This window comes from Desulfovibrio inopinatus DSM 10711 (assembly GCF_000429305.1).
Lineage (GTDB): Bacteria > Desulfobacterota > Desulfovibrionia > Desulfovibrionales > Desulfovibrionaceae > Alteridesulfovibrio > Alteridesulfovibrio inopinatus.
In genome coordinates this window covers 296247-322665 of record NZ_KE386878.1, presented here as the reverse complement: position 1 = coordinate 322665, position 26419 = coordinate 296247, and the positions used below count along the sequence as shown (strand labels likewise).

Here is a 26419-nt window from a genome sequence, read left to right as displayed (position 1 = left end):
TCAGTATCTGCAATCATCAACCTGTCTCATACCTTCTCAATGATCCCGACCAGGTGAATTCCTCTTCCCATGCTTTTGGCAGCACGTCATTGTAAGACGAAAGGATCGCGAGACACTGTAAAAACTCTTGGAAGAGATGATAAAGTTTGAGGCATAGGTCATCACCAAGTCAGATCAATGATCAAACGATATTCCATAAAACGTGGTTCGGACTTGCTCGAAGAAACGCGGTTCGTCAACAAAATGCCACGCCGTCATGCCGACCTGACCAGCACGTTCGACATTGCCTGCCACATCGTCTATAAATAACGATGATTCGGCTTTTGCCCCGGTTTTTTCGAGACTATGCTCAAAGTAGCCAAGCTCTTTTTTCGACATACCCACATGGTAACTGTTATAGACAACATCGAAATGAGCAAACACCCCAAATCGGGAATCGAGTTCATCAAGCCAATCGGTCTGGTCGCTTAAAATAGCTGTCTTCACACCGTGTTGTGAAAGCTCATCGACAAAGTCCATCATCTTCGGCCGGAGGATAAAATGATCAAGAATGATCGAGCGCAAGGTTTCATTGCCTGCCGTGATCCCGGTATGCTCGCGGACGGCGCTCCAAAAATCATTTTCCGTTCCTGTGCCGAAAACATATCCCGTCGACCAGATATATTTATACCCGGTCTCACGAACCAGGGTCACATCCTTATTGAAACGATGAGCAATAGCGGCAAGGCCGTTGGTGAACCCTTCTTCGGCCAACACACCGCCAAAATCAAAAAATACGCTGGAAAAAGGGACATTCATCGCATAATCTCCTCTGTTCTGCCGTCACACCGGTGTGCCGACAAGTGATTCTTCTTGATAACAAAATGTCGAACCTGCTATTCATTCAGAAAATTCTTCAGCATGACGACCATACTGACATGTGATCGAGCCACTTATGCCCCACATTCCTGTACCATACGAACGTATTGAGCAATTCAAAGAACAACTTGGCATCAATTCCGATATTCTCTCGGATATCGACACATATATCGATGCCCTGCTGGAACGAAAAGAGGACTTCTCTCATTTTCTCTATCTCCATATCAAGGAGATCAGTCCCCATCGCAACATGCTCGAACATGAAAGCTCCCCAGGGAGTTTGAAACGGAAATGGGAACATTGGTTTGATTCTTTACTCCTTCGAGCTGATTCCCCAACTTTTTCAGCCTATTTATGGAAAAGCGGGCTGACCCATGTGGAACTCAACATCGACCATCGTTCCATTCATTTGGCCTACACGGCGGTACGGCGTTTTTGCCACGATATCATTCGGGATATTGTCCCCGTAGACAAAATGCTCCGTGTAACGATCTGCCTGGATAAACTCCTTGATTTTTGCAGCCTCGTCGAAACCGATGCCTTTATTTCAGCAACAACCCAATGTGACCGTGAAGTCATCATGGGTATTTCTCACCAGGTACGAAATCCGGTATCCATCATTGGTGGCAATATTTCTCGTCTGTTGCGTAAAGAGGAAGACCCGAAGGTACGCGCCGTTATGGACACCATTTACTCCGAAGCTCTCCGTTTAGAACGCATGGTCAAGGATATTGGTGTCTTTATCGGTGGATTCCAGGGCCCAACAGACATACAGCCGGAACCTCCGGAACCCCTTCTGCAAGCGGCTCTTGAACATGCCATGAAAACCACGGGACTGTCACCGGATCACTTTGACATTCAAATCGAAGACAAAGACATCGCTATTTTGGGCGATAAACGCGAGATGACGGAACTTTTTGCTCGATTGTTTGAGAATGCTCTCGAATATAGCGATCCTCACCATAGAGCCATATCTGTGGTTGTTCGTCCAAGCCGCATCAAAAAACTCTATGCGGTTATTGAGATCCTCAATAATGGTGAGTCAATACCTTCCAGTATCCAAACTGAAGCATTCACACCTTTTACCTCGTCTAAGGCCACAGGAACAGGGTTTGGACTCCCAATAGCGCGCTTGCTCACCGTCAAGAATCTCGGAACCATTTCACTTGTCCCCGTTCCCGATTATGGGACGAAATGTACGGTCAGCTTGCCCGCCATAGTCCCCTCTCTTCACGACAAGCATGAACAGGAGAGTACCGCATGAATGAAAACATCCTTGTCGGTGTCAGCTCATGTCTTTTAGGTGAACCCGTTCGATATGATGGAGGGCACAAACTCGATCGGTATGTGCGAGATACATTGGGGCATTATTTCCGATTCGTTCCGGTCTGTCCGGAAACGGAATGTGGTTTAGGCGTTCCACGTGAAGCGATGCGACTGGTTGGAGATCCAACCCACCCTCGTCTTGTGACAAATAAAACTGGTATGGATCATACCGAACGCATGCTTGAATACAGCGCAAGACGGGTGGAGGAATTGGCCGAACTCGGCCTATGCGGTTTTATTTTCAAAAGCAAATCGCCCTCAAGCGGCATGGAGCGCGTCAAAATCTATAATGACAGCGGTATTCCGGCAGCGACCGGTGTCGGACTGTTTGCACGTGCCTTCATGGACCGTTTTCCCCTTATCCCCGTAGAGGAAGAGGGACGATTGCATGATGATCGTTTGCGTGAAAATTTTATTGAACGCATTTTTACCTTGCGCCGATGGCAGCAAGTACGTGAACAAGCCGATACGGACAACGGATGGAAGCATGGCCCGCTCGTAGAATTCCACGAACGGCATAAATTCCTTTTGTCATCGCACAGTCCCAAAATCACATCCGAACTGGGGAAGATCGTCGCGGAAGCCGGAAAACGCAATGCAGAAACATTGTATCAGGAATACCAAACCGGTCTCATGCAAGCCATGAGACTTCTGGCTACTACGGCAAAACACGTCAATGTTTTGCAACATATCATGGGATTTTTTAAAAAATTCCTGACCCCGGATGAAAAAACAGAGCTCATTGAGACAATTGAACAGTACCGACAACAGATTATCCCACTTATCGTTGTGACAACATTGCTCAACCATTATGTGCGAAAATATGATGTAAGCTACCTTAAAACGCAATTTTATCTCCACCCCCACCCACTCGAACTCAAATTGCGTAATCATGTCTAAGATGCGGATCAAAGGAGAAGTCCATGAAACTGATTATTGTATCGAACCGATTGCCCATTAGCCTTTCCGAGGCCGAAGACGGAACCATCACGGCAAAAGAAAGTGTTGGAGGGCTGGTGACAGGAATAGGAGCCTACCTGGCCTCTCTTGACGAATCCGGCATGTTCGACGGTGACTTCACCTGGGCCGGTTGGCCCGGTATGTCGCTCGAAGGCAAAAATTTTAGCTTCCCTGAAAAAGTAGCCAACACGTTCAAACTCTGCCCCGTAGATATCCCCGATAACCTGATGGATAGCTTCTATTACGGGTTTTGCAACAAAACGATCTGGCCACTGTTTCACTATTTTACCTCATACGTCGAATATAATGAAGAATTCTGGGAAAGTTACGTCAAGGTCAATCAGATCTTTTTTGAAGCACTCAAAAAAATCATCGAACCAGGTGATTATATCTGGGTGCATGATTACCACCTCATGCTACTTCCACGGCTTATCCGCGAAGAGTATCCGGATGCTGCCATTGGCTTCTTCCTTCACATCCCCTTCCCGTCCTATGAAATTTTCCGACTGCTCTCCAATACGTGGAGAAGCCGCATTCTAAAAGGACTCTTGGGCAGTGATGTCATTGGGTTTCATACGTATGACTACACGCAGCATTTTCTTAACAGTCTGTCGAGCATTCTCGGCGCCGAGCATCACCTTGGACTCGTCCATGTCAATGAGCGTATTGCCAAAGTCGATACGTTTCCCATGGGCATCGACTATAATAAATATCATGATGCTGCTGCTCTTCCCAAAACCCAGAATGAAGTCGTGGAGCTGAAGGAATCGGTCAGCAACCGTAAAATTATCTTGTCCATTGATCGTCTCGACTACAGCAAAGGCATTCTCAACCGACTCCAGGCATTTGAAGAATTTCTCGAAGATTACCCTGATTGGTGTGAGCACGTTGTCCTTATGCTTGTTGTGGTCCCATCACGGACCGGCGTCGATCAGTATCAGCAGATGAAAAAAGGAATCGACGAACTTGTCGGCAATATCAACGGCAAATTCGGCACCTTGACCTGGACCCCAATTCTCTACCAATACAAATTCTTTTCCTTGGACAAGTTATCCGTTCTCTATGCGGCAAGCGATATCTGCCTGGTCACTCCGCTTCGCGATGGAATGAACCTCATCGCCAAAGAATACATTGCCTCGCGTATTGATAAAAAAGGCATGCTCATTATTTCAGAAACCGCCGGAGCTACCAACGAACTTGGCGAAGTGCTTGTCATCAACCCCAATAATACCAAAGAAATCAGCGAAGCAATCCACACGGCCTTAAAGATGGACGAGGCCGACCAGATTCGCATCAATGAATCTCTGCAAAAACGCATCAAAGAATTCAATGTCCAGCACTGGGCCACGGACTTTGTCGAAAGTCTTTCCTCTATTAAAAAGGAACAAAACAAACTACGCCTCAAAGTCATCAACCCCGACACGGGCGAACAGATCATCAATGCGTTTTCCAACGCAAGCGAGCGTTTACTTATTCTTGATTACGATGGAACCATCGTCCCCTTCAGCAACAACCCGGAAAGTAGTGAACCGCCCGCCGATGTTACAGACATTATTCGAACCTTGTCTTCCATCGACAGAAGCAAGGTGGTCATCATCAGCGGGAGTGACCGCTTTACCATGGAAAAATGGTTTCCGGGACTCCCTTTGACGCTCGTGGCCGAACATGGGGTCTGGATCAAAGAAGACGAAGACGATTGGATCATGCCAAACCCATTGCTCAACGACTGGAAGCCCACCATACGGCCTATTCTTGAACGGTATACGTCAAGGCTTCCCGGAACGTTCATCCAGGAAAAAGAATACTCTATGGCGTGGCACTACCGAGGAGCAGCAAACAAACTTGCTCGTCAGCGCGCTCGGGAGCTCGTGGACACACTCAAACATCTCACGGCCAATGTCGATATTCAGGTATTACAAGGGCACAGAGTCGTCGAGGTGCGGAGCGCCGGTGTCAACAAAGGGTTGGCCGTCTTACATCTTCTGTCCGGCAAGAGTTACGACTTTATTTTGGCTATTGGTGACGATGACACCGATGAGGATATCTTCAAGGTGCTCCCCGAATCAGCCAACACCATCCGTGTCGGACTCGTGAATACCCTGGCCAAAAACAATGTACTCAACCAGCGAGGCACGTTGGTACTTCTCAAAAACATCTGCATGCCGTTTGAGGCTGATAAGCCGTCTTCATAACGAGACGTTGTATGATCAGCCCTCAAACACTGGAAATACGGCGAAGCACAGCGCTACGCATCGGTTGTTTTCTCCTCACGATGCTCCTCCTGTGCTTCGCCCACCCGACCTATGCTGCAGATGCTGTTATGCCGTCGCGCGCGAATATCCAAACATTGGTGCGCCCTGTCACACCCAAAGGAACAGCAGCCGTCGTCGGGCTTTTTGGCGCAACCCAATCACGTTTTTACGGTTTCGGGCCGATCAACGGTTCCATTCAAAACAGAATATTCAGTGCAAGCACGCTCAAAGCCCCGTTTACCGGAAGCCTGCTCGCTGAAGCGATTTTGCGCGGCCGCCTCCTTATCACGGCTCCGCTCAAGACCATGATCCCTGAAACAACCATTCCCAAGTTTGGCGACTCGCCGTTAACGCTCTTCGATGCGGCGAGTCTTCAAGTTTCTTTTGCTCCCTTGCAACTGCATCTGGAACATACCACATTTGCCTGGCCAGGGGGGATTATTCACCAAGCCGACCTGACCCCAACGGCGGCCCCGGCAATCTTTCATGCAGACTACCCTGCCATTCAAACCGGTCTTGTGGCTTATGCCCTGACCCACCGTATGAAAACAGACTTTCCTCGCCTTGCCGAACAAAACCTGTTCAGGCCAATGCATATGGATACCGCTCATATAACGGAAGATGGCCAAGTCCATCTCTCCGTTCACGACATGGCCACGTTCGTGACGGCCAACCTCGGACGAACCACCTCGGAAATCTTTACGATTCTGCGCTTGACGCATCTTGCTCGGGTTCAAATGCCACAGACTCCAGGACAATTTACCGGACTCTTGTGGCGTATCTTCAATACAGAAGGACAAGAGTATGTGTATCATGTCGGTCATGATTCCAATGGTTCTGTCAGTGTGTTTCTCGACCCGGTAAACAATATTGCCTTTTTTATTCTTACGGACGCCGATGTCGACGTTTCCACTTTGTTTCAAACAGGGCTCCATGGCATCCAGTCCCTTCGGCAATTGCATGGAGAGATGGCACAACGATGAAATATTTACGCTTTCTCCTCGTATTGAGCCTGTCGCTTGTGCTTGTTCCGATGCAAGGACATGCCCAGGCACAACGTCCGCCTCTTCCTCGTTCGAGTGTGGCGCGGCTTGTTCTCCCCGAAATCGAAGCCGGTCATGCTAAGGGAATGGTCATTGGACTCATTAATAAACAAGGCCGGGCCGTGTATGGATTTGGCAAACTCGGGGGAAATCGACGTAAGGCCCCGTCGGGAAACTCCATTTTCGATATCGGTTCCATCACCAAAACCTTTGTAGGTGTTTTACTCGCCCAGGCTGTGCTTGAAGGCAAAATCGTGTTGACGGACCCGGTCTCACGGTATTTGCCACCCAATGTCTCTATTGCGCCATATGGAGGAGATGTAACGGTTCTGAGCTTGGCAACGCATAGTTCGGGACTGCCAAGCCGGCCGGATAATCTACCGATAAAAGATCCGCTCAATCCATGGCTCGGCTATTCCGTTGACAAGATGTATGAATATCTCAACACGGTAAAACTCACGCGTCCCGTCGGGACGCAGTTCGAATACAGCAATATCGGCGCAGCAGTGGCGGGACATATTCTTGAGCGCGTCTATGGAAAACCACTGGAAGTTCTCGTCAAAGAAAAGTTGTGTGCCCCACTTGGCATGACCGACACGACCATCACGTTAACGTCAGCCCAACGCGCCCGATATGCCGTCGGATACGCTCCTGACCTCTCTCCCGTCCCCCATTGGGAGTTGCCAAGTTTAGAAGGGGCCGGAGCTTTTCATTCAACCGTCAATGATATGCTCAATTACGCTGCCGCCAGTATGGGGCTTATGCCGACGCCACTGTATTCCGCCATAAAACTGACCCATATTCCTCGGTTCCATGTCATCGAACAACCAGGGATGTTTTTGGGACTATTCTGGAATGTTCTGCAAATCGACGACCGGCAATATATTTCCCATGCCGGTGGTGCCGGAGGATTTTTTGCACTCATGATGATGTCGGCAACAGATCAATCTGGTGTTGTACTGCTTTGTAATACGGCCTCAGACATGAGTGATATCGTTCGCAGACTCATGTCCACGCTAGTTGTGCAAGATAACCGACGATAAGAACACCTCATCGTTCTCTTCAAAAAGAATACCTTCAATAGAATGGGGATTCCTCTCGGTTTCCCCTTCTCACACCACCGAGCATACCTGCTCGGTACCACGGTAGTTACTCTTTACTTGTAATTCCAGATAGCTTCCGAACTCATACCACTCTTTCTTCATTGCATGGTACGTCAAAGAATTATTACTTTCTATATTTTCATGACATTTCTACCGACGATTTCAAGGAGTTTTTGGTCGATCTGTTCGGAGAGAATGCACATGGATTGCCGTCAAGCAGTATCGGTCGTTTAAAGCAACAATGGAGGGACGAACTTCCAGAATGGAACAAGCGTTCCTTAAAAGGATACGACTACCCCAGTATCTCAGCTGAAGGGCTGTACTTCAATATTAGTCAGGGGGCAGGTGATTACCATGGTTGGTACAACTGAAAAACGGGAACGATTCCGAAAAATCGTTCCCGTTGTGTTCAATAAGACAATACAGGCGTCAGTCTGATCGACTAAAACTACCAGCTTTTTTTGCGTTGCGCTTCAAGAGCCTGCACTTGTTCCTCAAAGGAAGCAAAACCGGCATGAATCAGCGCATCTTTAACGGTCACGCTCCAATCCCAGCTCGCGTAGATCACGGGTTTGTGGAACGTCATACGGAAACGCTCAAGTTCTTGACGGTAGAAGTTGTCCTTGGGGGTGTCCAAGTTTTCACGGAGTTGCCCGGAGAGTCTGGACAACTCACCTTCATACCAATCGCTCAGATCGGACGGCGTATCGTATTTTTTCAGGATATGTTCATATTCATTATCCTTGAGCAACTCTTTGAGTCGTTCAAGGTGCTCTTTCTGCAACCAATCACCAAGGCGTTCTGCCGGGATATTCTCGGATTCGACGTGTGCCATATCGAATTTAGTCTGATGATAGGTATCCGGCACGACCGAGGCCGAGACGATACCGGCAATGCAGACCAATCCGCGGATAATACGCGAATTCGAAACACCCTGACCGCAGAAACCAACTTTCTTGCCATATTTCTGGCCAGTGAAGATGGTGACGAGCAGTGCCCACACAACAGCCGGGTCTTCCTCATCGTAAATTCGGCTCAACGACGAATTGTCACGGTCAGTAGCCAGAACCATCTGCGTCATGTCGTTGGAGCCGATGGAAAAGCCATCGAATTCTTCAATAAACTGCTTCGCCAAGATGGCGTTACTTGGAATTTCCGACATAAGGAAAATCTTCAAGCCGTCATCGCCAGAATGCATATGGTGGACTTTGCCCAGATAACGCTTCATGCTGCGCGCTTCTTCAAGGGTACGCACAAAGGGAAGCATGATCTGGAGGTTCTTCCCGCCAAAAATGCCCCGCGCCAATTTGAAGGATTCGATTTCCCAGTCGTGGATATTACGAGACACACCGCGGTATCCCAACATGGGGTTATCTTCATGAGCTTCAAACAACATCCCGCCCAACAGGTTGCGGTATTCGTTCGATTTAAAGTCGGTCGTACGATAAATGATGTCCTTGCCATAAAAGGCCATGGCAAAAATCGCCAGGCTCTGTGCCAATGTCTGGACATACAATTCTTTACCCGACCGGAAACCACGAGAAACAAGCTGATGCTTAATTTTCTCAGGCAAGCTGATCAGATCGTCCATCTTCCGTTGAATGCCGACCTGCCGACCAACTTCCTTGCGCATGGCGGCAATGCGTTCAAGCGTTTCAACGATAAGCGGATCGTCTTTGATCACTTCAACACGTTCGGCAATCTTGCTCTTGACTTCCTGACGCCGCTTAAGCGCATCAGGATCGCTGGGATTCGTCACATCGGACAGTTCTTCCCAGTATCCCATGATAACAGCAACATGCGCTTCGAGGTCAGTCGATGTCTTGAGAATTTCAATGCGGCGCGTTGCGTATTCAAGGTGATCATCAAGTTTGCGGTCGAGATCACGCAACTTACGGTGAATGGCGAGAACTTCGTCGGTACCACGCACGCCTTCTTGTTCCGTCAGGTCGTCGAGTTCAGCGGCCAAACCGGTGACGAGGCCAACGTATTTGCGCAATTTGAGATCAACCGTGACATACCCGGCTGCAATCTGTTCACGAACAATCTTCGTAAGTTGGCTATCGAGTTCACGAACTTTTTCATTGACGATATTCATCAACGTTCCATTATCGTAGGCTTCAAGAGCCCGCGGGTGAACGCCGATATTACCGAGCATGAATTCAGCACGTAACAGGCCGACTTCGAAATCCGGTACATTGCGCAAGCGAGACAGGAACAGCGACTGTCCGACGTCGGCCAGAATAAGACCAACTTTGGTTTTGGTGGCGGGCAACGTACTGACGTCGATTTCTCCACCAACTTCTTCCAGGGTCAGCAGGCCACGATAAACCGCTCCACGTGAGCCATCGACCGTGATTTCCTGTCCATCCAGAGAGCGCAGGACTTCCAGTCGTTGAATACCGATAACGGCCGGAATGCCGAGTTCGCGCGAGGTGATGGCGGCGTGGCTGGTATCACCGCCCACGTCGGCCAAAATGGCCGAGGCGACACGCATACCGGGCACCATATCCGGGTCAGTGCGTTCGGCGGCCAGAATATCGCCTTTGTTAATTTTATTGAGTTCAAGCGCCGACCGCAGGTATTTCACCATCCCCTGTCCGGCCCCACGAGAGGCGCCGTTACCTTCAAGAATCACTTCAGCACGGGCAGCTTCCTTGGGATTCACCTCCATGCGCCGCATGAAGATCGTGTCGGGGTGCTTTTCAAATTCTTCGTTCCACCGTGTTTCCGGCCGTGCCTGGACAAACCAGAGACGATCAGAACGATCGATGCAGAACTCGGTGTCCATGATCATTCCGCCATAAGCGACACTGATACCGCGAACACCCTTGGCGACTTCTTCGGCCTGAGCCAAAGACAACGACCAACGGTAGGCTTCGTTATCTGCCACTTTAACGAGCTTGGTACCACCACGGTCGTCGTAGACAATTTTTTTGTCTTTGTAGCCCATAAAGCGGACAACGACTTCGTCTGCGTCTTCACGTTGGAAAACGTAGAACTTGTCAGGCGTCACCATGCCACCGACGACGGCTTCGCCAAGTCCGTAACTCGCATCAATAGACACAAGTTCGTTCTTGTCGGTTCCGCGGCATCCAGTAGCTGTATCGGCACTAAATGCTGTCCCCGAAATAACCGGGTTGATCATGCGCATAACGCAGACCGACAGCGACGTATTTTCAATGGCCCATTCTTCTTTGGCCTTATCGGCAATACTATCATCGCCAGTACGCTCAGCCAAGGAAACGGCATCGAGAATGGCTTCGCGGCGATAGGTCATGCTGCGTAAATTGTACGCCGAGGAGCAGTCCCACAAGTAGGCTTCAACAACTTGGTCTTCGCCTACAATATTGAGGTACGTGTCCTGCAAACCAGCAAACGCCTTTTTGCGGCTGTCTTCACCGGCGGCCGACGATCTGACGGCAACGGGAACATCTTCGAGTCCCGCTTCGCGGCAGATATCGCGATAGCCGTTGCGGATAGCGTCGGCAACATCCGCAGGGAGTTCAACGGATAAGATCGCGACCTGGACGAGAACAGAGCGTTTACGCAACTGGTCAATGCCTTCAGGAGAAGTCGCAAATCCTTCGACAACATTATTGATAAAGGTGCGGAGCTTGATGAGCGTGGCGCCGTCTTTGGCCGTGGATTGAATTTCCTTGGCCAGGTTACGCACAAACTTCTTGAGATACTCGGAGTCTTTGTTGATCTCCTCATCGTTCCAATCAATGCGCGTATATTCACGGTCAACCGCTGAACGTACCAGAGCGGCGTTGACCTTTGTCTCGTCGAGGAGCTTATGAAAGGCAACGGAAGAAATGGCTCGAAACTGAGGAGCCCTGATATTCTCAACCTGGCTGATAATGGCAGTATTATAGTTCTTCCCACCAACCAGGATTTCGGCCTCTTCGCCAATGGCGGTGATATCAGCTCCCGTCAGAATGAGCTTTTCATTCAATTCGTCAAGATTACCCTTCTGCTTTGCGTTTTCTTGGTTTTCGGCCTTGCCTGCTTCTTGGTTCGAAGCGTCTGCCATGCTCTTCCTCCTTACGATGTGCTGAGAGGCTTCACGTCGTTCGTGAAGCCTCCCCGGCATTTACCTTGGCAGGCAAACACCTCGAATCGTTTCATCCATGATGTTGTTTTCAATATCTGCATGGAAAACGAAGGTCCTGTCTCCCAATCTCACAATAGGCCGGGCTATACTTTTTGCCCGCAATGGGGACAAAACTGGTAATCCTCGTCAGATACGGGTTCCTTGCAGGTCGGACAATACTTACCCGCTTTGGCCAACTCGACCAACAGCTCACCTTCAAGCACAGGAATCATGCGTTTATCATCGCGATAATCAGCGCTTTTCAGAACACGCTTGATCACCCCGTCCACGGGGGCACGCACAGCTTTTTCCTGCTTCATGACCGAGATATTGAAGAGTTCTTCCCCGGCCTTCACGAAATCATTGGGTCGGACATGCATCACCCACAGATCGCCTTTGCAGGGTGAAGCCACATGGTACTGATTCTTCGGATCTGCCATTTCCACGCCAACTGAGCTTTCGGTCAGCGGCTCGGTTACTTGCACTTGATGACTCAAGCTTTCCGAGTCAAGTACGTATCGCACAATTGCTCGACCTTGGGGATCTTTGCGTGAAATATCGAGCAAAGTCATCTGGTGAGGCTTCCCTTGAGAATCCTCAAATTGCATGTCCTGTCCAGGCTCCAATCCTTCAAACCAGACATCGAGAGGCAACCGGTTGGGATCGCCATAGGTCGTCTTGAACTCAATGGTCTTCAGTGCATCGCCCGGATGGTTGAGGTACATAATAAACTCTTCCTCGCTGGGCGTGCGGTTCAATGCCAGGTGCAACGCTTTGTACTCAGCATTGAGGTCGACTTCGCCAAGCGCACCAAGGGGAGACTTCGTCGTGCGTTGGGCCAAAGCCGCTTTGTAATCGGGACCAAAAGCACTTTGGTAAACCCAGTCAGGCGGAAATCCCAGGGGGAGCTTTCCGTACTTGCCAAGCAGCAAGTTCCGGAATGCGTCGTTGGAATCAGCATAAATGGAAAGCCGATCTTCTTTTTCCGCCGGTGTGAGTTCTTCCTCCGGCTTCACAGAAACCGTTTCGAGAATTTCAAGCAAGTCAAGGACGGCGCGCTCACCACCGCGTTTAAACGTGCTCGTGACAGCCAGAAACGCCGTATTCCAGGTAATTTGAGACCCAGGGGTCACATCGTGATACCGAACGATTTTCCGTGTACCAGCGAGGAATTTGAGCATGTAGGGCAACAGGTGAATGTAGCCCTGTTTCAACGCGCCTTCCTGAGAAGACGAGGTCGCTCCGCCAGGCATACCATGCTCGACGACATCATAATCAATACCCTGAAAATACGGTGCCGTATATCGATCATAATAAGGCATAATCTGTTTGAGAACAAAGCCACACTGCCGGATCTTTTCCTTGTCGAGATTGGTCTTCATGCCAAGCTCTTCAAGATAGGCAGCCGTGGACAAGACTTCACCCTGACCATACCACCGGACAGAAGCCCCAATGGCTGTATCCACGATATGCGCCCCGGCTTTGGCAGCCGCCGCCACGGCCGGAACAAACAGGCCGTCGGTGTAATGGCGGTGATAATCCACAACGAGATCGGGATACGCTTTACGAATGGCTGTGACGAGTTCGCTGATAAAGATCGGCGGACAAACTCCAGCCATATCTTTCAGAGCTAAAATGATGCGTCGGCTGGCTTTTTCTTTCGACGTGCCGCCAACTCTTGCCGTCATTTCCAAGATTTCCTCAAGAACCGACATATAGCGATCAACACTGAAGCCCTTGGCATACGAGAGAGAAATCGACGGCTCGAAGATGTTTTGCTTCGAGTTGAGTGCGACCTCGGCAAAGGGTTCCATGTTCTCAATGTGATTGAGGAAATCGAAACAACGGATGATATCGTAATGCTCACAAATCATCTCACCTGTGCGCTGCATAACATTACGCGGCTGTGGTTTGTAGCCAAGAATGTTGGTTGAGCGGATGAGAATTTGTTTCAGCGTATTCGGCGCAAAATGATTCCACTTCCGTGCTTCGGCGAATGGGTACGTCATGTTGGCCATCATGGCGACGTGAAAGTGTGCGCCGCCGCCGTTCTCCAGCGAAAGGAAACCGCAGTTGTCGAGGTAGGGTCCGATCAATTCATCTTCGGCGAGACGAAAGCGGTTGCCGCTATTGGACTGGGTAATATCACGCGTCGTCGTATCAACGAAGTGGACGTAGCCGGAGTCACGAATGAAATCGAGAACGGCCTGTCCATCACCGCGAGGATAGAACGGTTTGCAGCAATTGAAATCAACAGCTGGCATAACCGGATGGAACCGGCCAACACGTTTGTCTTGGCGTCCGCGATATTCACCGAGTTGGACATAGTCATTGAAGCCTTTGGCCGCAATCTCGCAGACAAGTCGAGTAAGACGAAGAGCTTCGGGCTCGTCATCGAGGTAGTTGTAGAGCTCCGGTGCATTGGCGACGAAATTCGTATCGTACTCGCTCGCGCGGAACTTAGGATGGCGAACAATTTGGCGATGGAACGGAATGGTCGTCCGCAACCCACCGATTGTGTATTCGCGAAGCGCCCGATCCATGGTGCCAAGCACTTTTTCCCAATCTTTGGCATACGCAATGAGCAGCGCGCCAGCCGAATCGTATTGCGAAGGGAAATCATATCCATTGGACAAGCAAGAATCCAAGCGTACCCCTTGTCCACCGGGAGAAATATACCGAGCAATGGGACCGGCGTTGGGCGAAAAATCGTCACGGGGGTTTTCGCAGTTGATACGAACCTGCATGGCCCAATGGAGCGGCTGCATATTTTCTTCGGTAAAACGCAGTTTCGCACCAAAGGCAATGGCAATCTGCTCTTCAACAAGATCGATACCGTAACGGCATTCCGTGATACCATGTTCGACCTGGAGTCGCGTATTGACTTCAATCAAATACGGTGTGCCGTCGGACTCAACAAGAAATTCCACTGTGCACAGCGAATGATATCCCGTCTCTTTCACAAGGCGAACGGCATAGTCTTTGAGTTGTGCGCGCAGTTCCGGTGTCATTCCCGGCCACGGTGAGGGGGTCAGCTCCACCAATTTTTGATGGTTGCGTTGTACCGTGCAATCGCGTTCGTCCAAGGCAACAACATTGCCGTATTTATCGGCCACAATCTGAATTTCGAGGTGCCGAATGGATGTCAACAATTTTTCGACATATAAGCGCGGATTGCCAAACGAGGCTTGTGCCAATGCCGAGGCTTTAGAGAAAGCATCTTCAAGCTGGGAAGGATCGCGAACGATATAAATTCCGCGACCACCGCCCCCGCCTTCGGCTTTAAGCATGATGGGATAATCAAGATCTTTCGCCACTTCTCTCGCTTCGGGAACCGTTACAGCCCCGTCAGAACCAGGCACGACAGGAATGCCTAAGCGACGAGCAAGTTTGCGTACCTGAACTTTGTTCCCGAGAAGGCGCATGGCTTCTGCTGTAGGGCCGATAAAAACAATGCCTGCTTCAGCGCACTTTTGCGGAAATCGGTCATCTTCCGATGCAAAGCCCCATCCCGGATGGATGCCAATGATATTCTTATTTTTGGCTTCGAAAATAATTTTATCGAGATCAAGGTAAGCTCGGGGATTCGGACCAAGCCGGATAATTTCATTTGCCCCATTAACAGCGGGCGAGGTCATGTCAACATCAGTAACGGTCAAGACAGGATTGGCACGAAACCGTTCACGCACAGATCGCAGTATGCGTCGGGCGCTTATGCTTCTGTTGGCCACCAGGACCGACTTGCCCTCCAGCTCCGTTAGGACGTCTTCAAAAGTTTTTTCAGCCATACAACTCCCCAAAAAATGGTTTCCAACGGATAAACCCGTTTTGTGTGTCCCACCTACGATCACAAACCATCGCCGCCCCAATACGACGTGTTCTTGTGATGATCGTTACATAAGTGGGATGATGCTTCCGCCGTGAAGAACGCGGCGGAGAACGTTGCCGTCGGCATATGTCTCAATAAGGAGACCACCGTCATCAGCCAAGCCAATGATTTCAGCCTTGTATGTCCGGGGTCCGTCGTTCGTGATCAAAACGCTGTGTCCAAGCCATGCTAGGTTGCGCTCAATGTCGGACACAAATCGACATGAGGAAGCGACCGCAAGATAGTTTACATACCATTTTTGTAAGAACTCCACAAGATGCAACCACACAGTGAGCGGGCCTGGTTGAACGCCAGGAAAGCGAAGACAGTCAGCTTCAATAGCCGCATCTCGTCGCAACGCTGAGGCTGGAGGACAAGAGGCAAGATTGATTCCGATTCCCGCAATCATCTGCCCATGACGTTCTTCAATCAATATTCCGCCAACCTTTTTGTCACCTACCAAAATGTCATTCGGCCATTTCAGCCGGGCATCGATACCCTGCGATTGGAAGCAAAGAACAACACCTGCCCCAAGGGCAACCGACACAGCATCAGCAAGTGGACCGAATCGCTCAGGCAAAACAAGCGCAGCGTACACATTGCCAGCAGGAGACGACCATTGCCTTCGCAATTGCCCTCGCCCTTGCGTTTGCGTGTACGTCATGACGGAGTCAAAATCATTTAAAACATCAATATCCGCCAACCCCCAGGCCGTATCCAGACATGAAGGACATGTACCGGTGACAATCACACGTGGTCCCTCTCCAATCTGCCGACGTTTGGCGGTAACGTAAGAGCCTCCGAGGTCTATAGTTTCATGAAGAAACGGCTCCAGAGACTGAATATCATGCATCCAGCCTATATCCCCCGAACGCTTAGCCGATACGACAAAAGGAGAGGCTAAATTTGTCAATTCTTGCTCTACAATGACCACTTCCCCGTGATAACCAACGGCCATTTCCACACACCTCTTTTCCTCTAGTCATGCCGGACACAACATTTACTCTAGCAAGACCATACGATTCTGTACATCATCTCGTTTTTCCAATGAATGTATGCGTTACACAATCTTTCACAACATTTTTTTATTCATAAATGACGTGTTATAAGATTTGTCAAGATGGTTTTTCTTTTCATCGCAACATTTTAACTCCCGTTCAATACGAACGACACTACACGCCAAGTGCATCGTCAACAATTCTAAAGAGTTCCTCTTTTTCTATTGGCTTTGGAATGAATCCATTCATTCCAGCCGCTGTGTACTGAGCAAGATCGTCAGGTGAAGAATGAGCAGACAACGCCAGGATCGGAATATCCTTCCCTCGAACCTGAACACCCAGCTCACGAATTCGGCGAGTGGCATCTATGCCGTCCATAATCGGCATAGAAATATCCATTAAAATAATATCGTATACATGATGAGCAATCATTTCAATGGCTTCACTCCCAGAAGACGCAACAGACACTTGAAAGCCACGGTTTTCAAGCAAACGACGAGCTAAGAACTGGTTAACCGGATTATCTTCCGCGAGTAAAATGCGTATTGATTCCATTTGTTCCTCCACACGAAAACGAAGGCGGAAATCACACAGGCAATCCTTAGTGTCGAAAACGATTTCTATCGAAAGAATATACTATGCACATTTTCGCTGACAATGACAATTCTCAATGGCATAAAAGGAAAAATTCTATTTGATCAAACGCTGCAGAATACGTACTTATCACGGTCCCATCTCCAATATATGACAACACACAAGCCATTACAAGGAACACTCTCTCCAAATGAACATCATCGCTATTCACCATAATTGTTTTATCGTGAATATTAATAATACTTCCTTACTCTTTGACTACCCTCAATCTGATTTTCTTCCATCAGGATGTCACGAGATACTGAGCCAACAACTCTCCGGTCGACGCTGCATTGCATTCGCCAGCCACAGTCACCGCGATCATTTCTGTCCGAATCTCAGTACTGTTCTTTCTTCTACGAATCACGCGACATGGATCGTCTCCGACGATATCGCCGATATGTACCCTGAAGCTCTTCCCGAGCATGTCATTGTGATGGAACCGCAACAAACATATCACGGTCGAGACTTCGATGTAACAACATTAGAAAGCAATGATCTCGGTGTCGCATTTTGTATCACCATCAACGGTATACGCATATATCATGGGGGTGACCTCGCAAAATGGCGTTGGCCCAAGGCCCCGCCAAATGTTGACCGGGCCGTTCGACTTGGCTGGAACAAAGCTCTTGCCAATATTGCAGATTTCGCTCCTCATATTGCATTTTCCAATGCCGATACACGCGTTGCCGACTTTTCCGGTGCGTTGGACGTGATACGGATTATTCAACCTGATATTTTCGTCCCTATGCATGTTTTTGGTAATACTTCATGGATCAATGATCTCGTGTCGACTCTCGGCGAGACGTCAACACAAATTTTTTCCTACACCGGATGTGGTGACGCAATGACATACACGCCTACTGAACACCCGTAAAAGAACGTCCTTTGGGGATGCAGGCAACCGATGGCGGAGCCACATAGCTGATACCTCTCACCCGGTTCAGCAAAATGCGGTCTGAACCAACAAGAGGGTTTTCCTCTCCAACATGAAGTGATGTCACAACCGTTCGGCCAATTACCTCTCGACCTTCCTCTCCTTCCGGAGTCAATGTCCGTAAGCCCCAAACGTTATGAAACACCACGACTCTACCATCTTTTTGGCCCATATAGAGCATAATATGACCGGGCAACCAGACAAGCGTCATAAACGGTACCCCTTTTGAAAGAATCTCTTGCTCTTTCAACTCGGGACTCAATCCCTGGAGAGAAATAAAAATTCCATCCATAGCCTGAGCTTTGGAATTGCGAGGCAACCAGATTCCGAACGGCGTAAAGAGGTCGCGCACAGTGGCCGAGCAGTCTCGTTTTTCATCGAGCCCCCCCCAACCGTATGCTTGGTTCATCATCCGATTTGCCAGAACAGCCACATTCTTCTGTGTCATGAACAGCGGCACAAGCACACCATCCGAGACCGCCACCGCTCCTCGAGCAAGAGCGGCGTCAGCGCTTCTTCCCCCCGAAGCCCGTGCTGCTGCCAGTACCCGGTAGCCTCGCTCAGACTGCGCTGTCACCGGGAACAGCGCCCCCATATGTGTCGTGATATCTCCTCTGTCAGTCCTGACCAACAGCTTGTCGCGAACAATCGAGACATAACGACCGGTCATGAATCGACCGATAAAAATATCGTCGACAAACCCGATATCTTTGATGGGACTCCATCCGGCGGCAAATGCACTTTCAACATAATACCACTGCCCATCTCGGCTCAGATGAGAAATAAAGACAGGAGTGTTGGCCCATAAAGCCGAGTTCTGTAGATAATCAAACGGATACCCTTCTCCCGGCTCGCTGGGATTATCAAAGCGTGGGCGATTCGTGGGTAAAAGCCGAAGGTTGGTATTATGCAACGAGATACCATACCTCGACATGCTTGGAAAATGGCTTGCGTCTGCCATCTGAACGGCATGCGCAAGCCATGACGGATCATTCGGTGTGCCGTGGGCATCATAGCCTGGAGATTTGCCATACCGAGCAATTCCCCACATAGCGTCGCGTCGTTTGAATCCGGTTCGCTTTTTCCGCCATGGACTGAAATATTGTTTGAAAAATTCGTCAGCCTGACGTTTTGCCTCAAAGGAATCCACTAAAGGTGTTCCTTTTTTGTCCGAGTCGACATAAGCAAGCCCGTTCTGCGGATACACAGACAGGTCCCGAATCCCTTTTATAGATGGAGGCGCAAGAGGCGCTCGAACTTCTGGCGATTTTGAGGCACAGCCAGCCGCCAAAATGGTCAACAAACACAGGACAAGACCACGTAACACAACGCGCTTCATCGGAATTCCCACGGTTTCATTGTTTCGCCAAAGACCTTCATGCATCGATATCCTGCCCTCAATATTTTCGCAATGCGTCACGACGAAACGCACGGCTTCCTGCCCTTGCTGCACAATTTGTTGCTGCACAAAATAGCGTTCCATTGACTCACAGTTTTCAGCGTTTGCCCTATGGTCAAGCGGGCCCTATGAACCTATAGTGCCGGCTCGCTAATATTCTCAGCAAGGAGCACACGATGGATCCCCAAATTTTCAATCTGGGCCTCAGCGACGACGCACTGTCGCTTTACATGATTCTCGACCACCTTCACGCTTTCGACATGAAAGCGACCCCTGAACAATTTGATGACCGTTGGCACAAATCGAAGGATGAATTTGATACCGCCACCGCTGAACTTGTCATGCAGCGCGTCGTTGAAAACGATGGACATCATCTGCATCTTCTGCCATCAAGCGACTGGCTGGCTGTCAAACCGGACTGACTCTCGCCAACCACGCACGAGTATTCTGCCTTGTTTTGCATGACAGAATTGTCAATGTACCTTTACTGTACGTCCTCAAAAAGCACACAATACATATGGATCTGATTGAACTCGCCGAACATCTTGTCTGGCCGTTAACGCGGCTCATGATTGCCATTTCCATTGGCCTCTTTATCGCCAACCTCGTTGAAGCCCTGAATTGGACTCGCGCCATGGCCAAATTGGCCTCTCCGCTTATCCGGATCGGGCACCTCAAAGATGTGGTGGGAGCCAGTTTCTCCATGGCCTTTTTTTCCGGCATAGCGGCCAACACCATTCTTGCCGAAAACTATGACAAAGGGCACCTGACCGATAAAGAACTGATTCTGGCCAATTTGTTCAATAGCTTACCGACCTATTTTCTCCATCTGCCCACGATGTTCTTTATCACGGTTCCATTCATCGGACCGGCCGCATTTACTTACGTATCTCTAACGTTATGCGCTGCTTTTTTGCGAACGGCCTTTATTCTGCTTCTCGGAAATCGTCTGTTACCGCCAATTGATGCGGGATGCGTCGTATGTCGCCTCGACGAACAGAAGGCAACGTCCTGGCAGGATGCACTCAAGAAGACCTGGACCCGCTTCAAAAAGCGCATCAAGAAAGTCGCCTCGTTTACTATCCCCATTTATATTATAATCTATTTTCTCAATACACACGGTGTATTCAAGGTCATCGAAGAGGCAGCGTCCCGGCATCTTGACTTTTTGCCGTGGCTCTCTCCGCAAACCATCAGCATTATCGTCTTTCAAATGGCAAGTGAATTTACGGCCGGTCTCGCAGCAGCTGGTGCATTGCTTGATGCCGGAACATTAACGAATCGTGATATCATCATTGCGCTCATTCTCGGCAATGTGTTGTCATCACCCATGCGTGCGTTTCGGCACCAATTCCCCTACTATGCCGGGATATTCAAACCAGGCCCGGCGCTCAAACTCATCACCTGTAGCCAATTGATGCGCACAGCCAGTCTCATTGTCGTCGGAATAATTTACTTTGTCGTAACGAAATGACGACGATTATGAACGAGAATACCGTCCCATCAATTCTCCCCGCGCTAGGACATGCCCTTGCATCGCTTGCTCCAGCTCATGGGCCATCGCCGTCGCAGGCAACGACAACAGGCAATCGAGGGCATACACTTTGAAATAATAACGATGAGAACCCGACGGCGGACATGGGCCGACATACTCGCGACGACCGTACGAATTGACACCGAACATCCCGCCTAACGATTCCACCGCCTCCGGCTCCAGACCTTCATCCAGTTCCGTCGTCTCCGGTGGCAGATTCCATATAATACCGTGAACAAAGAGCCCATGCGGTGCATCAGGGTCGTCACAAACAAGAGATATCGACTGAGTTTCCAAAGGGATACCGGACCACGATAACCCCGGAAAGATATTGGCATCATCGCAAGTATAATGGCGCGGAATATCTGCTTCCGATGTAAAGGCCGGGCTGGTGACACGCAACGTGTTCATGACCTGTCCTCCTTTCAGGCGGTGTGCATAATTCGAGCTATGTTTGCATATTCCCCTCTCTGGGGCAACCGTCATGACTCTTTTTTCATCCAGAGAACAATCGAGTAGGGAATTCCTCCCGGTCTCCCCCTCTGACCAATCTGCGCTTCAACAACAATACGGCAGGAGCCATCTACGGCTACAATCAGACCGTCAACAATTCCTTTATGACCAGAATCCCCAATACAACCAAGATCCCAGGATTGTATATTGCAAGCGCCTCGGGCAATCCCGGTGGCGAATTTGCCGGAGCATGCTTAGGAGGCAAAGGTGCCTTCTCGGTCGCGGCTCAAACCATAGTGACACGAGCCTAACATATAAAGACGAACAGCACGGTAGGATGGTTAGAGTGAGCCGCATCCCTTATATCCCAATCTTACACAACGTGAACGCGGTCACGAAACCCATCACCACTGGGGATAATATTTTCTCCCCATAGTCAAAACAGATTGGAACAAAATCGTTTTGCTTTGATGAGTTTCACTGTGTTCTCTGCCTGAAATGCGTATGTTTTTGAAACTCTTCCCCGCTTGGATACCGCAGCTTAATAAGGGGAAGTACGAAAGGCTTCCAGCGACAGGCCGTAGCGCCGGATATGTGCATAGAGCGTCACACGTGACACGCCAACATCCTTGGCCGCTGCGCTGACATTTCCGCCGGAAGCATGCAACGCTCCGATAATATTCTTTCTTTCGCTGTCACAGACCGCATCGACTTTCACTTCCGCCGTCGTTGTGTGCGATGAGGGGCAGTATTCGTCTTGATTCGGGATGGTCGGGACGCTTGACCTGGATTGAGTGGACAGGGACGCCGCCAAACGAATTTCCGATGGCAAATCAGCTTTCCTGATGAAAGGACCATCGGCCATGACGGCCGTGCGCTCTACCATATTCTCCAGTTCACGGACGTTTCCCGGCCAGCTATAGGCTTCAAGCGATTGCAAGGCTTCGGGAGAAAACCCGTCGAATTGCTTATTCAGGTCGCCAGCTATTTTAGCCAAGAAAAAGTTTGCGAGCCTCGGAATGTCGCTTTTGCGTTCGCTGAGTGCAGGGATAGTGAGGGCGAGCACGTTGAGCCTATAAAACAAATCCTTGCGAAACGTGCCGTTTTCCACCGCTTTGGCCAGGTCACAGTGTGTGGCGGCCACCACGCGAACATCCACCCGCCATGAGCGTTTGCCGCCAACGCGGGTCACCTCGCCTTCTTGGAGCACCCGCAAGAGATTAACCTGTGCCGTCAGAGGCATATCCCCAATTTCATCCAGAAACAGCGTTCCCCCGTCAGCCAGTTCAAATTTGCCGGGAGCGCCCTGACGTGCTGCGCCAGTGAATGCGCCCGGCTCATATCCGAACAATTCGGACTGGACCAAATCACGGGGAATCGTCCCACAGTTTATGACGATAAACGGCTGATCTCGCCGGTCACTGGCATTATGTATCGCCTGTGCAAACAGCTCTTTTCCCACTCCACTCTGTCCAAGAATCAACGTGGTCATGGAATTTTCGCTGGCCTTGCGCGCCAGTTTCAATGCCTGGCGCATGCACTGGGAATCACCCAAAATATCTGCGAAGCTGTAGACTGCTTTAGCTCTCGTGATGCGATTGGTCAGCTTATGCACGCGCTGACTCTCCCGCAACGTTACACAGATCCCTCCTTCAGGAAGCGGAGACGAGGAATATAAACACTGCAAGGATGAGCCATCCGCCAAGCGCATGGAGCATTCATTATCTTTCACCTTTTTGGCTGGTGCTAAGAAGTGCGCATCACTGGTTACCTCGGCGACTTCCACGAACTCCTTCCCCACCGCATCGCCTTTGACGTGGAACAGCCGCTTGGCGTAACGGTTCATCATCCGAACAAACCCGCTGTCGTCCAGCACCACAACGGCTTCGCCCAAAAGTTCCATGATTGTCTGCGTCTCATGCAGCAAATGCCGCAGCCGCATTTGCTCAGTTATGGCTTTAGCGGCAGCGATAACGAGACCGTATGTGTGGTGGTTAAAACTATCCCGCTCCATTGTCATGGAGAGGGTTCCGGCCAGATTGTTTGCATAATCGAAGATAGGCGCGGCCGTACAGGAGCAACCGTCAAAGCAGGGGTTGTAATGCTCGCATCCGAGAACGCATGTGGGTTGCCGTTCAGCCAGGCAGATACCCATGGAAGTGGTTCCTTCAATCATTTCACTACTTACCAGACCGCGCAACGGACTGCTTGCCCCGCGCCCGAAGCCAAAGTCGTCGCCCAGGGTATGCAGGTACACCCCCGCAGTGTCTGTAAGAATGACGCAATTTCTGGTCGGGTGGATATTATCAAGCAATTCTTTGAGAATGGGCTTGGCCGTTGAGAGAAGGAATTCGTTTTGCTCAAGAATACGCTGTAAATCCGTGCTGGCAAGACACACTGAAGTCAACCCAGTATAGGAAACATTGGCGGCAAAGGAGCGCTTCCATGATCGAAGGATGTGGGGTCTTACGTTTGTGAAGTGATCCTGCTCTCCGTTATGAAACCGTTCTCTCGCTTCATACATTTTTTTCCAAAAAAGATCGTTGGAGACGCTTGGTGTGGAAAAAAAACTATAAAAATCGTTGGGGTCTAAACCTTCGCGTCGGGTTGAACTCGTCTCATCATTTTGCCTGCGACGACTTGCAAAAGTAGGTGCGGGCATAGCGTACTCCTTGGAAAATGACTTGCATTGTCGCCAGCGGCGAGGGAAGCATCTCCAATACTTCATTTTTGTTTACCTTACGCCAGGAGATGCTTGCACACAAGCTGCGGCCTCGATTTTCTCTTCAAAAACCAGTGCCAGAGAAAGCGAGGCCACTGTATGGACACGTTTTGCCTTTCATTGTTCAGGCGCGTCCCTCACATACATTTTCCGCGCTTTTCAAACTGGCAAAGGCCAAAATAACGCCAAGAGCCACACCCAGAATGGCGGCGAAGACAATTCGCACTTCCGGGGGAAGCAAAAAAGTGATCGTGTGCGCCGGTATCCAGAAGAAAGGAATGGTCTTTTTAAAGACAAACCCCCACAGCATATTCCAGTCGATATTTCCCAAGAATCGACTGACGGGTATGGGAGACAGAAACCCTTTCAACGTGCCACCGGTACTTTCGATATGCATGTCTACGACGCTGTGCGCTGCCATAAAAAGTGGAGCAAAAAGCGTGTTCAGCAAGACGCTAATGCTAAAGGCAAGGAGAAGCTGCGAACCGAAACCGCCCATACTCCCGAAAAGACTCGACACCCCCAACGCCTCCAACAACATCGGCGTTCCGGTCACATAGATTATGAAGCTGACATGAACGAGTATGCCAATTAAGCCCCACATCAAACATCTCGGCAAGAGTCCAAATCCTGGGCGGGTATATTTTTTGGAAGTAATCCGAAGGGCAATAAGTTCACCAAGAGTACACAGGACGGCGAATTTGAGAAAACTCATGAAGAAACCGTGTTCTTGAACAAAAGCGCCTACGGTAGGAGATGTTTCTGGAATCACCGTAAACCCGATGCAAGCAAGGACAATGGCCAGAGCGATGAAAACATCTGAGGATTTCATTATTGAGGGCTCCTTCCGCTTTGTATATTGGAGGCGATGAAACACAATGCGTTTATAAATCGAACCTATCGCGTCATTTTCGCCTCTCCTACTTTTCCGAGGAGAAGAGCTTATGCGGAAGCGGAACATGTGCGCTCCGCTCCCGCCAAGCTCAAATCTCGGCTACCAGCATTTCTTGTACAGTTCGATGACTTCGTTCAATTGCGGCGTTCTTGGTGTGGTCATGGTTGACAATTCATTCAACGCATCTTTGGACATGGCTTCGATATCCTTGACGTCAACACTCACTCCGATAAGCGCTCCCACTTCCGTGATGGTCCTTGGAATGCCTACGTCGTCGTTGAGGCGCTGAACAACCTCACATCCAGTATCCTCAGGGTACGCTCCGAGGTCGGTCAATCCGGCGGCCTCGGCTATGGCACGCATTTTTCCCCGACAAACGATCTTATTGTAGTCTAAAACAGCAGGCAGGCAGACCGCATTAGCGTAGCCATGGGGGATATTATAGAACGCACTCAGAGGATGCGCCATGGAATGGACGAGCCCTAACCCCGCATTGGTGAAGGCCATTCCGGCCATAGTCTGGGCATAGGCCATTTTTTCGCGTGCCACGAGGTCATTGCCGTTGCCGACGGCCCTACGCAAGTATTTGAAGATGAGTTTGATCGCTCCAAGAGCCAAGACATCGGTATATTCCGTCGAGTAAAAGGAAATCAGCGCCTCAATGGCGTGCGTCATGGCATCCATGCCCGTAGACGCCGTAATCGCAGGCGGAAGCCCTGTCATAAGGAGAGGATCGATGACGGCGACGTTGGGCAACAGGCGGCCATCCAAAATGACCATTTTGCGATGGTGGTCTTCTCTGGTGTTGGTGATAATTGAGGCGCTGGTTGATTCGGACCCCGTGCCCGCCGTGGTGGGAATGGCGATGTAAAATGGAATGGGAGCCTTCAGAAGTCCCATTCCCCGATATTGGTCAATGGTTCCGCCGCTGGTGGCCAAAATGCCGCAAGCCTTGGCTGTATCCATTGAACTTCCGCCACCAAGACCAATCAAACAATCGCACCCGTCTTTTTGATAGAGGGCTAAGGCGTCCTCGACGTTTTTTTCATTGGGATTGGCGACGGTCTCGTCATAAATCGCGTAATCGATGTTTTCATCAGACAAGACTTCGGTGAGTTTTTGGGCCAAGCCCGCCTTCACAATGCCCTTATCTGTAACAACGAGAGGCTTTTTTAATCCCTGCGCCTTGATCGTTTCAGCAACTTTTTCCAATGCACCAGGACCAGTATAAATAATGTTTGCCAATTGGAATGCAGTAATCATAGCTTTCCTCGCTGCATTAAAGGATTATGGATCAAAGCATAAAATGTATTTGAAACTTCAACTCCTACTCAAGCGTCTG

18 protein-coding genes are annotated in these 26419 nt (G+C 49.8%); 8 read left to right on the top strand and 10 right to left on the bottom strand.

The annotated features are described in order from the left end of the window. Positions 1–174: 174 nt before the first annotated feature. Positions 175–798 (bottom strand): HAD family hydrolase, encoded by a 624-nt coding sequence (locus G451_RS31030; RefSeq protein WP_051261768.1) that lies wholly within the window; start codon positions 796–798, stop codon positions 175–177. Between the two features lie 136 nt (positions 799–934). Between G451_RS31030 and G451_RS0122060 the strand changes: the two genes are divergently transcribed. Genes G451_RS0122060 through G451_RS0122040 form a run of 5 tightly spaced genes read left to right on the top strand, consistent with a single transcriptional unit; the run spans position 935 to position 7482 of the window. Next, positions 935–2122 (top strand): ATP-binding protein, encoded by a 1188-nt coding sequence (locus tag G451_RS0122060; protein WP_027185951.1) that lies wholly within the window; start codon positions 935–937, stop codon positions 2120–2122. After that, positions 2119–3084 (top strand): YbgA family protein, encoded by a 966-nt coding sequence (locus G451_RS0122055; RefSeq protein WP_027185950.1) that lies wholly within the window; start codon positions 2119–2121, stop codon positions 3082–3084. The genes G451_RS0122060 and G451_RS0122055 overlap by 4 nt, the downstream gene beginning before the upstream one ends. Positions 3085–3107: 23 nt before the next feature. Then, positions 3108–5336 (top strand): bifunctional alpha,alpha-trehalose-phosphate synthase (UDP-forming)/trehalose-phosphatase, encoded by a 2229-nt coding sequence (locus tag G451_RS31025; protein WP_051261767.1) that lies wholly within the window; start codon positions 3108–3110, stop codon positions 5334–5336. Between the two features lie 11 nt (positions 5337–5347). Further along, positions 5348–6379 (top strand): serine hydrolase, encoded by a 1032-nt coding sequence (locus G451_RS0122045; protein ID WP_027185949.1) that lies wholly within the window; start codon positions 5348–5350, stop codon positions 6377–6379. Beyond that, positions 6376–7482: a serine hydrolase domain-containing protein gene (locus G451_RS0122040; protein WP_027185948.1), complete on the top strand. Its 1107-nt coding sequence runs from the start codon at positions 6376–6378 to the stop codon at positions 7480–7482. The genes G451_RS0122045 and G451_RS0122040 overlap by 4 nt, the downstream gene beginning before the upstream one ends. Positions 7483–7990: 508 nt before the next feature. Here the strand turns inward: G451_RS0122040 and G451_RS0122035 are convergent. The 4 genes from G451_RS0122035 to G451_RS0122020 all read right to left on the bottom strand — a co-directional run bounded on the left by G451_RS0122035 (position 7991) and on the right by G451_RS0122020 (position 17059). Then, positions 7991–11578 (bottom strand): PEP/pyruvate-binding domain-containing protein, encoded by a 3588-nt coding sequence (locus G451_RS0122035; protein WP_027185947.1) that lies wholly within the window; start codon positions 11576–11578, stop codon positions 7991–7993. A gap of 164 nt (positions 11579–11742) precedes the next feature. Continuing rightward, the gene (locus tag G451_RS0122030; protein WP_027185946.1) at positions 11743–15426 is read right to left on the bottom strand and encodes a pyruvate carboxylase; all 3684 of its coding nucleotides are present in this window, start codon (positions 15424–15426) and stop codon (positions 11743–11745) included. Positions 15427–15531: 105 nt separating this feature from the next. Continuing rightward, positions 15532–16464 (bottom strand): biotin--[acetyl-CoA-carboxylase] ligase, encoded by a 933-nt coding sequence (locus tag G451_RS31020; protein ID WP_051261766.1) that lies wholly within the window; start codon positions 16462–16464, stop codon positions 15532–15534. 214 nt (positions 16465–16678) lie between these two features. After that, positions 16679–17059, bottom strand: coding sequence for a response regulator (locus G451_RS0122020; RefSeq protein WP_027185945.1), 381 nt, complete (start codon positions 17057–17059; stop codon positions 16679–16681). Positions 17060–17288: 229 nt separating this feature from the next. Between G451_RS0122020 and G451_RS31015 the strand changes: the two genes are divergently transcribed. After that, complete coding sequence (locus tag G451_RS31015; RefSeq protein WP_051261765.1) at positions 17289–18014, top strand: MBL fold metallo-hydrolase; 726 nt, start codon at positions 17289–17291, stop codon at positions 18012–18014. On the opposite strand, the gene G451_RS31010 is transcribed toward G451_RS31015, so the two are convergent. Beyond that, a complete protein-coding gene (locus tag G451_RS31010; protein ID WP_051261764.1) occupies positions 17998–19557 on the bottom strand; it encodes an SH3 domain-containing protein in 1560 nt (519 codons plus the stop codon). The two genes, G451_RS31015 and G451_RS31010, sit on opposite strands and share 17 nt — an antisense overlap. 92 nt (positions 19558–19649) lie before the next feature. On the opposite strand from G451_RS31010, the gene G451_RS0122005 reads away from it, so the two are divergent. Beyond that, the gene (locus G451_RS0122005) at positions 19650–19895 is read left to right on the top strand and encodes a hypothetical protein (protein WP_027185944.1); all 246 of its coding nucleotides are present in this window, start codon (positions 19650–19652) and stop codon (positions 19893–19895) included. A 95-nt stretch (positions 19896–19990) separates the two neighbouring features. Next, positions 19991–20947 (top strand): membrane protein, encoded by a 957-nt coding sequence (locus G451_RS0122000; RefSeq protein ID WP_027185943.1) that lies wholly within the window; start codon positions 19991–19993, stop codon positions 20945–20947. 6 nt (positions 20948–20953) lie between these two features. Here G451_RS0122000 and G451_RS0121995 read toward each other — a convergent pair whose 3' ends face one another. The 4 genes from G451_RS0121995 to G451_RS0121980 form a co-directional block, all read right to left on the bottom strand. After that, positions 20954–21418, bottom strand: coding sequence for a YbhB/YbcL family Raf kinase inhibitor-like protein (locus tag G451_RS0121995; RefSeq protein WP_034643392.1), 465 nt, complete (start codon positions 21416–21418; stop codon positions 20954–20956). Between the two features lie 583 nt (positions 21419–22001). Continuing rightward, a complete protein-coding gene (locus G451_RS31005) occupies positions 22002–24122 on the bottom strand; it encodes a sigma-54-dependent Fis family transcriptional regulator (RefSeq protein ID WP_051261763.1) in 2121 nt (706 codons plus the stop codon). A 184-nt stretch (positions 24123–24306) separates the two neighbouring features. Then, on the bottom strand, positions 24307–25014 hold the full coding sequence (locus tag G451_RS0121985; protein WP_027185941.1) for a hypothetical protein: 708 nt from the start codon (positions 25012–25014) through the stop codon (positions 24307–24309). Between the two features lie 162 nt (positions 25015–25176). Beyond that, on the bottom strand, positions 25177–26340 hold the full coding sequence (locus G451_RS0121980; protein WP_027185940.1) for an iron-containing alcohol dehydrogenase: 1164 nt from the start codon (positions 26338–26340) through the stop codon (positions 25177–25179). Between the last annotated feature and the right edge of the window lie 79 nt (positions 26341–26419).